Source organism: Pseudomonas defluvii (assembly GCF_001695625.1).
GTDB lineage: Bacteria > Pseudomonadota > Gammaproteobacteria > Pseudomonadales > Pseudomonadaceae > Aquipseudomonas > Aquipseudomonas defluvii.
This window is the reverse complement of sequence record NZ_MBPN01000037.1, coordinates 1-14,113: the sequence shown is the minus strand read 5'-3', so window position 1 is coordinate 14,113 and position 14,113 is coordinate 1. Positions and strand designations below refer to the sequence as shown.

General features: G+C 58.5%; 11 protein-coding genes. 6 read left to right on the top strand and 5 right to left on the bottom strand.

All coding sequences use genetic code 11. The features are described from left to right. Positions 1-69: 69 nt before the first annotated feature. Positions 70-1,311, bottom strand: a complete 1,242-nt coding sequence (locus EKA13_RS12495; RefSeq protein WP_176717422.1) for a glutamine synthetase family protein — start codon at positions 1,309-1,311, stop codon at positions 70-72. A gap of 267 nt (positions 1,312-1,578) precedes the next feature. Further along, positions 1,579-2,064, bottom strand: coding sequence for a Bkd operon transcriptional regulator BkdR (gene bkdR, locus EKA13_RS12490; RefSeq protein ID WP_065759705.1), 486 nt, complete (start codon positions 2,062-2,064; stop codon positions 1,579-1,581). A 199-nt stretch (positions 2,065-2,263) separates the two neighbouring features. On the opposite strand from bkdR, the gene EKA13_RS12485 reads away from it, so the two are divergent. The 4 genes from EKA13_RS12485 to lpdA are packed head-to-tail and all read left to right on the top strand — an operon-like array spanning position 2,264 to position 7,234. After that, positions 2,264-3,496: a 3-methyl-2-oxobutanoate dehydrogenase (2-methylpropanoyl-transferring) subunit alpha gene (locus EKA13_RS12485; protein ID WP_065759704.1), complete on the top strand. Its 1,233-nt coding sequence runs from the start codon at positions 2,264-2,266 to the stop codon at positions 3,494-3,496. 1 nt (position 3,497) lies between these two features. After that, positions 3,498-4,556 (top strand): alpha-ketoacid dehydrogenase subunit beta, encoded by a 1,059-nt coding sequence (locus EKA13_RS12480; protein WP_065759703.1) that lies wholly within the window; start codon positions 3,498-3,500, stop codon positions 4,554-4,556. Continuing rightward, the gene (locus tag EKA13_RS12475) at positions 4,557-5,840 is read left to right on the top strand and encodes a dihydrolipoamide acetyltransferase family protein (RefSeq protein WP_065759702.1); all 1,284 of its coding nucleotides are present in this window, start codon (positions 4,557-4,559) and stop codon (positions 5,838-5,840) included. It begins immediately after the preceding gene. Positions 5,841-5,842: 2 nt separating this feature from the next. Beyond that, on the top strand, positions 5,843-7,234 hold the full coding sequence (lpdA, locus tag EKA13_RS12470; protein WP_065759701.1) for a dihydrolipoyl dehydrogenase: 1,392 nt from the start codon (positions 5,843-5,845) through the stop codon (positions 7,232-7,234). A 70-nt stretch (positions 7,235-7,304) separates the two neighbouring features. Here the strand turns inward: lpdA and EKA13_RS12465 are convergent, their stop codons facing one another. Further along, entirely contained in the window at positions 7,305-8,315 is a 1,011-nt protein-coding gene (locus EKA13_RS12465; RefSeq protein WP_065759700.1) for a sensor domain-containing diguanylate cyclase, read from the bottom strand. A 68-nt stretch (positions 8,316-8,383) separates the two neighbouring features. Continuing rightward, a complete protein-coding gene (locus EKA13_RS12460) occupies positions 8,384-8,806 on the bottom strand; it encodes a potassium channel family protein (RefSeq protein ID WP_065759699.1) in 423 nt (140 codons plus the stop codon). Between the two features lie 307 nt (positions 8,807-9,113). Here EKA13_RS12460 and EKA13_RS12455 point away from each other — a divergent pair, with 307 nt between their 5' ends. Both EKA13_RS12455 and EKA13_RS12450 read left to right on the top strand, forming a co-directional pair. Next, a complete protein-coding gene (locus EKA13_RS12455) occupies positions 9,114-10,529 on the top strand; it encodes a DUF2252 domain-containing protein (RefSeq protein WP_065759698.1) in 1,416 nt (471 codons plus the stop codon). After that, positions 10,529-11,635, top strand: coding sequence for a hypothetical protein (locus EKA13_RS12450; protein WP_065759697.1), 1,107 nt, complete (start codon positions 10,529-10,531; stop codon positions 11,633-11,635). The genes EKA13_RS12455 and EKA13_RS12450 overlap by 1 nt, the downstream gene beginning before the upstream one ends. A 50-nt stretch (positions 11,636-11,685) precedes the next feature. On the opposite strand, the gene EKA13_RS12445 is transcribed toward EKA13_RS12450, so the two are convergent. Further along, complete coding sequence (locus tag EKA13_RS12445; protein WP_065759696.1) at positions 11,686-13,896, bottom strand: LTA synthase family protein; 2,211 nt, start codon at positions 13,894-13,896, stop codon at positions 11,686-11,688. Positions 13,897-14,113: the final 217 nt, after the last annotated feature.

The window sequence follows — 14,113 nt, the reverse complement described above, 5'->3', positions numbered from 1 at the left end:
ACACCGCCGACAAATCGTCAAACATTGTTTCGCCACCTGCTATTCCCCAAGCGCCTTAAAAGGCGCCATTTACGCCTGGGCTGCCAGCACTCGGCGCTCCCACGGGGTAATTTCATCGAAGAAGCTGGTCAGCTCCAGGGTCTTGGAGGCGATATAGCCTTCGATGAACTCCTTGCCAAACAGCTCGCGAGCCAGTGCACTGCGCTTCAGGCGCTCCAGCGCTGCATGCAAGGTACACGGCAACGACAGGTTGTCCGGCACCTCAAATTCACCCTGAATCGCCGGGGCGGGCGCCAACCGTTGCTCGATACCGTGCAGGCCCGCCGCCAGGCTGGCCGCCAGTGCCAGGTAAGGGTTGGTATCTGCCCCCGGCAAACGGTTCTCGACCCGCCGAGCAGCCGGGCCGCTCGCCGGAATACGCAAGCCAGCAGCACGGTTGTCTTCGGACCAACACGCATTGTTCGGTGAGGCGTACGGATGGCATAGGCGTTGGTAGGAGTTCACATTAGGCGCGAACAGCGCCGTAAAGTCGGCCATGCATGCCTGCAAGCCGCCAATGAAATGATAGAAGGTGTCTGTCGCTTGACCCTCGGCGTCACTGAACACGTTACGCCCACTGTCGATGTCCACCAGGCTTTGGTGGATATGCATGGAGCTGCCTGGGGTTTTGGCCAGTGGCTTGGCCATGCAAACGACCGTCAGGCCATGTTTGAGTGCGACTTCCTTGAGCAGGTGCTTGAAGAGGAAGGTCTGGTCGGCCAACAGCAGCGGGTCACCGTGCAACAGGTTGATCTCGAACTGACTGACACCCATTTCATGCATGAAGGTATCGCGCGGTAGCCCAAGGGCTTCCATGCAGCGATAGACCTCATTGAAGAACGGACGCAAACCATTGTTGGAGCTGATGCTGAAGGCTGAAGCGCCATCTTCGCGTCGACCATCCAGGCCAACAGGCGGCTGGAAGGGTTGAGTCGGGTCGCTGCTCGGTGCAAAGATGAAAAACTCAAGTTCGGTCGCAACCACGGGTTTCAAGCCATGCGCCGCATAACGTGCAATCACCGCCTTGAGTTGTGCCCGGGTAGACAATCTGCAGCCTTCGCCGCTCAAGTCATCCGCATCACAAATGGCCAAGGCGCGCGGTGTATCGCTCCACGGCAAGCGATGAATCTGCTGAGGATCAGGAACAAGTGCCAGGTCACCATCATCGCTGCCGTAGAAACGGGTTGGTGGGTATCCCCCCATGATGCACTGCAACAACACCCCGCGAGCCATCTGCAAGCGCCGTCCCTCAAGGAAACCATCGGCGGTCATTACCTTCCCGCGAGGCACACCGTTCAGGTCCGGAGTGACGCATTCGATTTCATCAATGCCCGTCAATCGCTCGGCGAGTGAACGTTGGCCATTGCTCGTCATGACTTGATCCTTATTGTTTTAGCAAGCCGCGAACGGCGACGTGTACAAAATAAGCACCGGCCGTTCAAAATATCAAGCACTTAAGCGCAGCTGCCTTAAGCAATAGCGATAAAAAGCGGTATTGCCTTTGATCAAATCGACGAAGCGTCAATTATTACGCTACACCTACCCGCGCAGGGTCAGGCCGTTGGCAGGCAATGGCAAGGCGGTCTTGTAGCGCACCTGCTTGAGGGCAAAGCTGGAGCGAATGTTGGCCACGCCCGGCAGGCGCGTCAGGTAATCGAGAAAGCGCTCCAGCGCCTGGATGCTGGGCAACAACACCCGCAATAGATAGTCAGGATCGCCGGTCATCAAGTAGCACTCCATGACCTCTGGGCGCTCGGCGATCTCCTCTTCAAAGCGATGCAGCGCCTGCTCCACCTGCTTCTCCAGGCTGACGTGGATGAACACATTGACATCCAGCCCCAACACCTCGGGCGCCAGCAAGGTCACCTGCTGGCGAATCACCCCCAACTCCTCCATCGCCTTGACCCGGTTGAAGCAGGGTGTCGGAGAGAGATTCACCGAGCGGGCAAGCTCAGCGTTGGTGATACGAGCATTTTCCTGGAGGCTGTTGAGAATGCCTATATCGGTGCGATCCAGTTTACGCATGAGAAGAACTCACCTGTTTTTTATCTTTATAAAGAATATTTATCCGCAAGCTATCGTAAAGGCAATGAACATCAGAAAAATATTCTTCAGGCTCGGGAATATGATGTAGGACAAGACTGACTGCCTGGTCACAAGCCAACGTCAGTAGCGACCGCTTCAAAGCTCACAAAAACACAAGACAGAGCGAGCGTAAAAAAGCATGAACGAGTACGCCCCCCTGCGTTTGCATGTGCCCGAGCCTACAGGCCGGCCAGGCTGCCAGACCGACTTTTCCTACCTGCGCCTGAACGACGCCGGAAAGGTTCGCAAACCCCCTATCGATGTTGAAGCCGCTGACACCGCAGACCTGGCGTATAGCCTGATCCGCGTGCTCGACGACCAAGGCAACGCACTCGGCCCATGGGCCGAAGGCATTGAGCCGCAGGTCTTGCGCCAAGGCATGCGGACAATGCTCAAGACGCGTTTGTTCGACAACCGCATGGTGGTTGCCCAACGCCAGAAGAAAATGTCCTTCTATATGCAGAGCCTTGGCGAGGAAGCCATCGGCAGCGCCCAGGCCCTGGCCTTGAACCGCACCGACATGTGCTTTCCGACCTACCGTCAGCAAAGCATCCTGATGGCGCGTGATGTATCGCTGGTGGACATGATCTGCCAGCTGCTGTCCAACGAGCGCGACCCGCTCAAGGGCCGTCAACTGCCGATCATGTACTCGGTACGTGACGCCGGCTTCTTCAGCATCAGCGGCAACCTCGCGACCCAGTTCGTGCAGGCCGTAGGCTGGGCCATGGCGTCGGCCATCAAGGGCGATACCAAGATCGCATCCGCCTGGATCGGCGACGGGGCTACCGCCGAGTCGGATTTCCACACGGCCTTGACCTTTGCCCACGTCTACCGTGCACCCGTGATCCTCAACGTGGTGAACAATCAGTGGGCTATCTCGACCTTCCAGGCCATCGCCGGAGGCGAATCCACCACCTTCGCCGGCCGTGGCGTGGGTTGCGGGATTGCCTCACTGCGGGTCGACGGTAACGACTTCATTGCTGTCTACGCGGCCTCGCAATGGGCCGCAGAACGCGCGCGGCGCGGCATGGGACCGAGCCTGATCGAATGGGTGACCTACCGTGCCGGCCCACACTCGACGTCGGACGATCCCTCCAAGTACCGCCCGGCCGACGACTGGAGCCACTTCCCGCTGGGCGACCCGATCATGCGCCTGAAGCAACACCTGATTGCCATCGGCCAATGGTCCGAGAAAGAGCATCAGGAAGTCAGCGCCGAACTGGAAGCCGAGATCATCGCCGCGCAGAAAGAAGCTGAGCAGTATGGCACCCTTGCGGGCGGCCAGATGCCAAGTCCGGCGTCCATCTTCGAGGACGTCTATAAGGAAATGCCTGAGCACCTGCGTCGGCAACGCCAGGAACTGGGGATCTGACATGAACGATCACAACAACAATATCCAGTTGGAAACGGCCATGGCGACGACCACAATGACCATGATCCAGGCCCTGCGCTCGGCCATGGACATCATGCTAGAGCGCGATGACAACGTGGTGATCTACGGCCAGGACGTCGGCTACTTCGGCGGCGTGTTCCGCTGCACCGAAGGCCTGCAGAACAAGTACGGCAAATCCCGCGTCTTTGATGCGCCGATCTCCGAGAGCGGCATCGTCGGTACCGCCGTAGGCATGGGTGCCTATGGCCTGCGCCCGGTCGTGGAAATTCAGTTCGCCGACTACTTCTACCCCGCCTCCGACCAGATCGTGTCGGAAATGGCCCGCCTGCGCTACCGGTCGGCCGGCGAGTTCATCGCCCCACTGACCCTGCGCATGCCCTGTGGTGGCGGTATCTACGGCGGCCAGACCCACAGCCAGAGCCCTGAGGCGATGTTCACTCAGGTGTGTGGCCTGCGCACCGTCATGCCGTCCAACCCGTACGACGCCAAGGGCCTGTTGATCGCCTCGATCGAGAACGATGACCCGGTGATTTTCCTCGAGCCCAAGCGCCTGTACAACGGCCCGTTCGACGGCCATCACGACCGTCCGGTAACCCCGTGGTCAAAACACCCGGCCAGCGCCGTGCCGGACGGTTACTACACCGTCCCACTGGACAAGGCCGCCATCACCCGTCCAGGCAAAGCCGTTACCGTACTGACCTACGGCACCACGGTGTATGTGTCCCAGGTGGCCGCCGAAGAAGTGGGGATCGACGCCGAGGTCATCGACCTGCGCAGCCTATGGCCGCTGGACCTGGAAACTATCGTCAACTCCGTGAAGAAGACCGGTCGCTGCGTAGTCGTGCATGAAGCCACCCGCACCTGTGGTTTTGGCGCCGAACTGGTCGCCCTGATCCAGGAGCATTGCTTCCATTACCTTGAAGCGCCGATCGAACGCGTCACCGGTTGGGACACCCCCTACCCGCACGCACAGGAGTGGGCGTACTTCCCCGGCCCATCACGAGTGGGCGCGGCATTGAAACGGGTCATGGAGGTCTGAATGGGCACGCACGTCATCAAGATGCCGGACATCGGCGAAGGCATCGCACAAGTTGAGCTGGTGGAGTGGTTCGTCAAAGTCGGCGACACCATCACCGAAGATCAGGTCGTCGCTGACGTCATGACTGACAAGGCGACAGTGGAGATTCCCTCCCCTGTCAGCGGCAAGGTGCTGGCCCTTGGCGGTCAGCCCGGTGAAGTCATGGCCGTGGGCAGCGAGCTGATACGCATCGAAGTCGAGGGGGCCGGCAACCTGCAAGAAGCCACTTCGGCACCTGCTGCGGCGCCCCAGGCAACCGTGGCCCCGGCGGTGCCAGCCCCTGCCCCTGAAGCAGCAGCTACAGCTCCCAAAGCCCCGACTGCTACAGCGGCATCGTACGAACCGGCGCCGTTTGTTGCGCGTGAGGCCAACGAGCGGCCACTCGCATCACCCGCCGTACGCAAACGCGCGCTGGATGCCGGTATCGAGCTGCGCTACGTTCAGGGCAGTGGCCCTGCCGGACGTATCCTGCATGAAGACCTGGATGCGTTTTTGGCGCAGCCGACCACAACGCCCGCCTCCGTACCTGGCGGCTATGCCAAGCGCACCGACGCCGAACAAATTCCGGTGATCGGGCTGCGCCGCAAGATCGCCCAGCGCATGCAGGATGCCAAGCGTCGGGTAGCACACTTCAGCTACGTCGAGGAAATCGACGTCACAGCGCTGGAGGAACTGCGCGTCCATCTCAATGAAAAATGGGGCGACAGCCGCGGCAAACTGACTCTGCTGCCGTTCCTGGTCCGCGCCATGGTCGTGGCCTTGCGTGATTTCCCGCAAATCAATGCCCACTACGACGATGAAGCACAGGTCATTACCCGCCATGGCGCCGTGCATGTCGGCATCGCGACCCAAGGCGACAACGGCCTGATGGTGCCGGTGTTACGCCACGCAGAAGCCGGCAGCCTGTGGACCAATGCCAGCGAAATCGTTCGGCTGGCTACCGCTGCGCGCACCAACAGGGCCAGCCGTGAGGAGCTTTCCGGCTCGACCATCACCCTGACCAGCCTCGGCGCATTAGGCGGGATCGTCAGCACCCCGGTGGTCAACACCCCAGAGGTGGCCATTGTCGGTGTCAACCGCATTGTCGAACGCCCCATGGTCGTCAAAGGCCAAATCGTTGTGCGCAAAATGATGAACCTCTCCAGCTCGTTCGATCACCGGGTGGTCGACGGCATGGACGCAGCGCTCTTCATTCAGGCCATTCGTGGCCTGCTCGAACAACCCGCCAGCCTGTTTGTGGAGTGATCATGCAACAGACCCTGAACACCACACTGCTGATCATTGGTGGCGGCCCCGGCGGCTATGTGGCGGCGATTCGTGCCGGCCAGCTGGGCATCCCGACCGTACTGATCGAAGGTCAGGCACTGGGCGGAACCTGCCTGAACATCGGCTGCATTCCGTCCAAGGCGCTGATCCATGTCGCCGAGCAGTTCCACCAGACCCACGCCCACAGCCAGCACTCAGCACTGGGTATCCATGTCACACCGCCGACTCTGGACATTACGCAAAGCGTTGCCTGGAAAGACGGTATCGTCGATCGCCTGACCAGCGGGGTCGCTGCCCTGCTGAAAAAGCACGGCGTGAAGGTGATCCACGGCTGGGCGCGCATCCTTGACGGCAAAACGGTCGAGGTTGATGGCCAGGACCTGCGCGTCCAGTGCGAGCACCTGCTGCTCGCCACCGGTTCCAGCAGCGTCGAACTGCCCATGCTGCCGTTGGGCGGCCCGATTGTTTCGTCCACCGAAGCCTTGGCGCCCAGTCATCTGCCCAAGCGCCTGACTGTCGTCGGGGCCGGCTACATTGGCCTTGAGCTGGGTATTGCTTACCGCAAACTGGGCGTCGAGGTCAGCGTGGTCGAAGCCCGTGAGCGGATCCTGCCCACCTACGACAGCGAGCTCACACAGCCGGTAGCCGACTCGCTGAAAAAGCTCGGTATTACCCTGTACCTCAAGCACAGCGTCGAAGGCTTTGATGCTGCCACGCAAAGCCTTAATGTGCGCGACCCGGCCGGCGAGCCACTGTCATTGGCTACCGATCAGGTACTGGTGGCTGTTGGTCGCCGTCCACGGACTCAGGGCTTCAATCTGGAGTCCCTCGACCTGAAAATGAACGGCAGCGCCATTGCCATCGATGCACATTGCCAAACCAGCATGCGCAATGTCTGGGCGATCGGCGACCTGAGCGGTGAGCCGATGCTCGCACACCGCGCAATGGCACAAGGTGAAATGGTTGCCGAACTGATTGCAGGCAAGCAACGCCGCTTCGCGCCGGTAGCCATTGCCGCCGTGTGTTTCACCGATCCGGAGCTGGTAGTGGTCGGCAAAACGCCTGAGAACGTGCAACAGGAAGGTCTGGACTGCATCGTTGCGCAATTCCCCTTCGCAGCCAACGGTCGCGCCATGACCCTGGAATCGAAAAGTGGCTTCGTACGCGTGGTTGCGCGCCGCGACAACCACCTGATTCTTGGCTGGCAAGCGGTGGGCGTGGGCGTTTCGGAGCTGTCCACAGCCTTCGCGCAGTCACTGGAGATGGGCGCCTGCCTTGAAGATGTCGCTGGCACCATTCACGCACACCCGACCTTGGGTGAAGCCGTACAGGAAGCAGCATTGCGCGCACTGGGGCACGCTCTGCATTTGTAACCCAGCACTGCGTCACACGTGTTAACGCCCACCGCAAGGTGGGCGTTTTACGTTCCAGATACCGGCAGGCTCAACCGACCCGGTTCTTACCTGCAGCTTTGGCACTGTACAACGCTTGATCGGCGCGGTTGACCAATTGCTCTGGCAGTTCTTCATTCGCCCATTCAGCCACACCGAAACTGGCAGTCAATCGATACTCCCCCACAGCGGGAAGCTGACTCAATTGCTGCAGGATGCACTCCGCCCGCTCACGGGCAAGCGCTTGCGTGCTGTGAGGCATGACAATCATGAACTCATCGCCGCCCCAACGCGCGAGCAGGTCCTGTGAGCGCAAACAGGTCTTGATGCACTCGACCACCTGAAGGAGTACCCGGTCGCCTCGGACATGGCCATATCGGTCATTGATCAGCTTGAAGTCATCCAGATCGATGACGACCAATGAAAGCGGCTGGCGAAACCGTCGAGAGCGCTCACACTCTTGGCGCAGCACCTTTTCCAGGCGATAACGGTTGGCAACCAGCGTCAGCGCGTCGCGCTCGGCCAGAACGCGATTATCTTCGAGCTGGCGCTGCAGTTGCTCATTGACCCAGGACAACTCACGGGTTCGCGCAGCAACCAGGGCTTCCAGTGAGTGATTCTTCTGTTCGAGTTGCTGCACCAAGCGCTTGCGATCGTCGATATCGCGATGGGCGCCAAGCATCCGCGCAACCGAGCCGTCAGCGTTACGTGCGATCACATGGCCGCGGTCTTCGACCCACAGGTAGCTGCCATCCCGACGACGACAACGGTACTCAATGCGGTACTCATCGACCTGCTGGTTCAGGTAGGCCTCAAAATGCGCCATCACCCGTGGATAGTCCTCCGGGTGAATGAGACGTTCCCAGGTGAACACCGTGTTGTCCAGCGAATGGCTGGGATGGCCAAGCATCCGGTACCAACCCGGGTTGCGGTAGACATGACCGGTGTTGGCATTCCAGTCCCAGATACCATCGCTGATCAGATCCAGCAGCGTGTTCAGTTGCTCTTCAGCAAATTCGCCCGGCACTAACTTCGTGTGTGTGGATTCATGACTCACCGCCATTCCCCCTGTTTACCGCTTGATCCACTGAACTGAATAGACTAAAGCACAGTACCGACGCGGGTACAGGATCAACGGTTATGGCGCTTGATAATGTCTGCCAGTGTGGCGGTCATCATTGCCGTCGAGACACCAAACATCAGGATGCCGTTACCAGCCTCCAGTGGGCTGAGCAGGCGCCAATGTTCTGACAACACCACATCGCCATAACCGACCGTGGAAAAGGTCACACCAGAGAAATAAACCGCTGTAGAAAAGTCGGCGAACTCGCCTAGCAGCAGATACAGCACGGCCCACAGGGCCATCTGGATAAAGTTGCCAAACAGCATCAGCAACATCACCAGCGACAACAACACGATGCTGGTCACAGGGCCGATTTTGCCACTCTGCGGCCGCAGGCGCAGGTAAAGGCGTAGCGTGAGCACAACAAAAAGTGCCTGCAGAATCAGGCACAACAGCATTACCGGTAAGCCTGTCAGCATGTTGTGCAACATAGTGATGCCCCAAGAATGGCAAACCTTCTGCCCCTTGCAACTGATCCATACAACCGCATGGCACCGTGATTTTAGCTTTTCAAACAGGTTCTGCACGAACACGGTGACAGCAGGGCAACATGGAAAACAGGTGCAGTGCGCACGCACCGATGCGCATCCTACGCACCCGATCCAAGCTGCTACGCTTGAGTGAGGCGCCCCCCAAACGGCTCCACACAATGCCGCACTTACCATACAGAAAGGTTGATTCAGGGGTAACGAGCCAGGCTGACAGGTGAGTTCAAGAGTGTTGCGCACAGGAGTAAAAATGCCTTCCAACAAGAAATCATCGACCAAACGCGCAGCGAAAAAATCGGCAACCCATGTATTGGAGCCCAGCTTCCGCTCACGCAAAGAACGCCTTCACCAGGGCGAAAGCCTGCGTGAGAAAGTACCGCTGTCCAGCCATGCGGTATGGAAACCACCACGCAAACACCGCAACCCGATCGACATTCTCGAAGCCTCCAACCGCTACCGACTTGCCAGCCTGGTACCCATTCGCTATGGGCGCATGCTACGCAGCGCGTTTACTTTCCTGCGAGGTTCGGCCGGCCTGATGGCCCATGACCTGGCCATGACCCCGAGTACCGGCATCCACGTGCAGGCTTGTGGCGATTGTCATCTCTTGAATTTCGGACTGTTTGCGACGCCCGAGCGCAACCTGATTTTCGACATCAACGACTTCGACGAAACACTTCCTGCGCCATGGGAGTGGGATGTCAAACGTCTGGCGATCAGCTTTGCGGTAGCGGCACGCGATAACCAGTTCAGCGCCAAGGAAGCTGAAGCCTGCGCAGTTGAATGTATTCGTGCTTACCGCGAGCGCCTGCGCGAATGTTCAAAAATGAGCCCGCTGGAAGTCTGGTATGACCGTCTCGATGCCCAAACGATTCTTGAGATGTCACCCAACTCAAAAACCAGAAAGAATCGGGAAGAGTTGATTGCAAAAGCCAAGACCCGTGTCGGCGACTACCTCTATCCGACCATCAGCGGCGAGGTTGGTGGACGGCGACGCCTGATCGATCAACCGCCCATACTGTTTCACGTGTATGAAAAGGACTTTGATGAGAGCGTCAAAATGGCACTGGAGGATTACAGAATCTCCCTGCCCCACGAACGCCGGGTGCTTTTCGATCGTTACCGCATGGAAGATATTGCGATCAAAGCCGTTGGCATTGGCAGTGTCGGTACCTACTGTTTTGTCAGCCTGTTCTTTTCTGCGGAAAACCACCCGCTGCTCCTGCAGTTCAAGGAAGCGAGCCCTTCCGTCCTTGAACCTTATGCGGGCAAGAGCCTCTACGCAAACAACGGTCAGCGCGTGGTTACAGGACAGCGCTTGATGCAGTCTTCCAGCGATATATTTCTGGGGTGGACTCAAGGTAAAAGAGGTCGCCACTTTTTTGTTCGCCAGTTGCGGGACATGAAAATGTCGGCACCTATTGAACGCGCGACGGCAGCACAGTTGAAGATGTACGCCGAGCTGTGCGGTATGACACTGGCCCGATCACATGCCAAATCGGGCGATGCCGCAATGATCAGCGGCTATCTGGGCAAGTCGGATGAGTTCGACAAAGCCATCGGCAAATTTGCCATGGCCTATGCCAATCAAAACGCCAAAGACCATGCCGCACTGGTGGCGGCAGAAAGATCCGGGCGGATCAAAGCGCTGGTCGAGGAGGAGTAATGCCCCCCTCTCTACCGAAGATCAAGTGCTTACTGAGCCCCACCCGTATCGCAACGCTGCTCGCCGCAGCGTGCTACATCGCAGGGTGCACCACCCTGGGGCCGGCCTCGGTGCAACGTGATCGAACCGACTATGGCGGTGCACTGGCCACGACCTGGAAGGAGCAGACGCTGCTCAACATCGTCAAGCTGCGCTATGGCGATGCTCCGGTCTATCTGGATGTGTCATCTGTCATCAGTTCCAGCGCCATGGAGAGCCAGGTCAGCCTGGGTACCAATTGGTTTTCCGGATGGCCCAACGACGGAAACAGCCAGGCAATCGGTGCCTATGGCCGTTATACCGATCGCCCAACCATCAGCTACACACCCATCTCAGGGGAGAAGTTCTCCCGCTACCTGTTGCAACCCCTTTCCCCTGCCGCAGTATTTTCTCTGATCCAGGCGGGCTACCCCATTGATCGGGTATTGCAACTGACCACACGAGCGGTCAACGGTGTATATAACCGGTCGGCCTCCACCGTCCGCGCACGCGCAGCAGATCCACGCTTTTATCAGATGCTTGAAACCCTTAGGCGAATACAACGCTCAGAAGCCTTGGGGATGCGAATCAACCAGCCTGGCGACAAAGAAAATACGCTGATCATTGTCAGCCATGGCGTCCCCGACGCAGTCAGCAACGACAGTCGTGCCGTACGGGAAATCCTGAATTTGCGTCCCGATGCGACTGAGCTGGCACTGACCTTCGGCATGGTGCAACGCAACGACACCGAGGTAGCGTTACTCACCCGCTCCATGTCGGAAATATTCGTGGAGCTCGCCGCAACAGCCGAAGTACCGCCGATTCATTTGCAGGAAGGCCGGGCGAACCCGGCGCCTCCCAAGCCAGACCCGAATAGCCTGTGGGACCAGCCACTGGTACGTATCCATTCAAGTGCGACCCGCCCAGCAGATGCCTATACCGCCGTACCCTATCGCGGCTATTGGTTCTGGATCGACGACCGAGACATGCGTTCCAAATCAGAGTTCCTGTTTATCCTCGTCCTGTTCTCGTTGGCAGAGACGGGGGTAGCACCACAGGCGCCTGTCATTACCGTGCCGGCTAACTGATAGGGTTGTAATACAAGGTAAGCAAACCTGCTGCCTGTAGGTGGCAAGGTCTAGCTGGATTGAGCAATGCTCTCCTCCGAAACCTCATCCAGCGCCTCCTGCTGCGTCGTTGACTCAGTGACAACACTGAAGTCGCTCACCTCAACAGCCCCCTGCCCGTAACCCAGAAGATGGAAGGAAAATGCCTTGCGCGGTTCCGGGTTGTAGAAACTGAAATCCATCTCCAGCGGTTGATCCGGTGTAACGAGCATTTCCGCAGGCAGCGCCAGTGGCACATCCTGCTCCAACTGCTTGGCCTTGAGCAGGATGTAGGCGTTGTGCTGTGGGTCCGCAGAGCGCACAGTCAGGCGCACACGCGTATGTGACCCCTTCGGCATTTCCAGATACTGGGCACCGATCAGGTTATCTGCCCAATCATCGTCGATCTGTGCTTTAAGCGGGATGATGGCGGCACTGCCGAACTGGTAGTGCTGGTTCAATGGTGTGCGCAGCAGCGTCTGATCCAGGGCGGCAGCCCGTGCCGCGATCTGTCGTGCACGCTGGCCGCCATATTGTCCGAGTAAGGTTACCCGATCCACAATGAAGCCGGGGCTGGCGTAGTAGCGGCAGCGTTGTTGAAAATCGCACTCGGTCAACGTCCCCTGGCCATCGTGATAACGAAGCTTGCCATTGGTGAATGACATGATCTCGCGACCCGTCTCATAGTTTCGAAACAGCGAACGACCACTCAGGGCCTCCGGTACAGGCAACGCAAAATAGTCGAGTATCGAGGCACTCAGGTCGACATGCCCATAAACCCCGGTGTTCACCTTGGGCAGTTGCTCCTGTTCAGGTGCCAGCATCAGGTTGAACCCCCAGGATGAAGCCAGCCGCACCCCATCGATACCGTGGGATTCGTCCGAGGTGATAACCACCAGTGTGTCTTTCAAGATGCCTTGGCGCTCCAGGCCCGCGAGGAACTGCCCAAGCGCATCATCCAGATAACCTACGGCAGCCTGCTTGGGTGTGTCATAACGCTGTAGGTAATCCTCGGGCGCGGAGTACGGCTGGTGCGTACCAACGGTCAGCAGGGTGAGCATCCAGGGCTTCGGCTGTTTCTGTAACTGCCCAACGTAATCCAGTGCGCCCTCGAAAAACGCCTTGTCATCCTTACCCCAAGGAAAATCCAGGTACGAGGCGTTGGTAAACCAATCGAGGCCCAGCGTAGTCTCGAAACCGATGTGCGGCATGATCTTGTCTTTAGCCATGAAACGCAGACCTGCACCTTGCAGGTAGTGCGTGGCAAAACCGTGCTTGCGTAGCTGAGCAGGCAGACACGCCTGGTTACGCTCGCTCTGAGTCAGCATCTCGACTCCCTTCGGCGTACCATTGTCGAGCTTGTCGTAATCACCGCACAGCATGGCGTACAGACCCCGAATCGTCTGGTGGCTGTGCAGCACATAGTCCGGCGTGTTCATGCCGCGCTCTGACCAGCGCGTCAAATTAGGCATCAGGTTTTCCTGATAGCGGCTGTGCAACGCCTGACGATTGACCCCAACATAGGCGCCAGGAATACCTTCCAGCGCGATAATCAGCACGTTGCGTGCGCGCCCCGCGGCTGGCAGCAACCTTTCACCATTCAGATCCAACTGCGTAAGCCCTGCCATCTGGGGAGCAACCTCGGTAACGTCGCCCTCCCGCCACTCTTGCGCTCGCGTCTGAAGATCACCAGCACTGGCAGCCAAAAGCTGATGCGGCAGATTGAACAGATGCCATTGGTCTGCATCGGAGGCATGCAGGTGCTGTCCCCCCCAGTGGGTAACCAATAGCAATACTGGTGCAGCCCAGGCTTTGCCAGACCAACGAGGGGACAACGCCGAAGGTGCTGCCCATTGGGTGATGAGCCATACCGTAAGGCCGATCAACAACGCGGCAGCAAGCCAGGGTTGAGCGAAACCGCCTCCGGTGGAATTCTCCAGGAACTGAGGATCTACCAGGTAGTGCAGGTCTGTAATGTTAGGCAGCCGCCCCACTGCACTGACCAGCTCGGCAGCAGCCAGTGTCAACAGGCTCCACACCAGCAACACCGGAAGCGCCAACCACCACGGCCGCTGATGCAGCAACACAATGAGTAGACTGCCGATGGCCATGTCGGACAGGTATCCAAATACATCAGACCAACCTAACGCTGCACGCAGGCACAACGGCATGAGCAGCACCAGTCCGACCAGAGCAGTTAGACGAGCATGCGGGTGCTGTAGCCAGCGACGTATAACATTCACAAAAACCTTCCAGCCATCAAAGCGTCATAAACATGTGCTGAATGGTACCAAGCGAAAGGCAAGAAAGGGGGAGCAACTACAGGAGGCGGCATCACTGGCGACGTTTCCAGGCCACAAAGACAAAACCCCTACCTGCATGTGCAGATAGGGGTTTCGGAATTTAATCTTGACGATGACCTACTCTCACATGGGGAAACCCCACACTACCATCGGCGAT

Bases quoted from the DNA above. Each gene is read 5' to 3' on its own strand.
- EKA13_RS12495 (WP_176717422.1), bottom strand. From the start codon at position 1,311: ATGACCGCCGATGGTTTCCTTGAGGGACGGCGCTTGCAGATGGCTCGC.
- bkdR (WP_065759705.1), bottom strand. From the start codon at position 2,064: ATGCGTAAACTGGATCGCACCGATATAGGCATTCTCAACAGCCTCCAG.
- EKA13_RS12485 (WP_065759704.1), top strand. From the start codon at position 2,264: ATGAACGAGTACGCCCCCCTGCGTTTGCATGTGCCCGAGCCTACAGGC.
- EKA13_RS12480 (WP_065759703.1), top strand. From the start codon at position 3,498: ATGAACGATCACAACAACAATATCCAGTTGGAAACGGCCATGGCGACG.
- EKA13_RS12475 (WP_065759702.1), top strand. From the start codon at position 4,557: ATGGGCACGCACGTCATCAAGATGCCGGACATCGGCGAAGGCATCGCA.
- lpdA (WP_065759701.1), top strand. From the start codon at position 5,843: ATGCAACAGACCCTGAACACCACACTGCTGATCATTGGTGGCGGCCCC.
- EKA13_RS12465 (WP_065759700.1), bottom strand. From the start codon at position 8,315: ATGGCGGTGAGTCATGAATCCACACACACGAAGTTAGTGCCGGGCGAA.
- EKA13_RS12460 (WP_065759699.1), bottom strand. From the start codon at position 8,806: ATGTTGCACAACATGCTGACAGGCTTACCGGTAATGCTGTTGTGCCTG.
- EKA13_RS12455 (WP_065759698.1), top strand. From the start codon at position 9,114: ATGCCTTCCAACAAGAAATCATCGACCAAACGCGCAGCGAAAAAATCG.
- EKA13_RS12450 (WP_065759697.1), top strand. From the start codon at position 10,529: ATGCCCCCCTCTCTACCGAAGATCAAGTGCTTACTGAGCCCCACCCGT.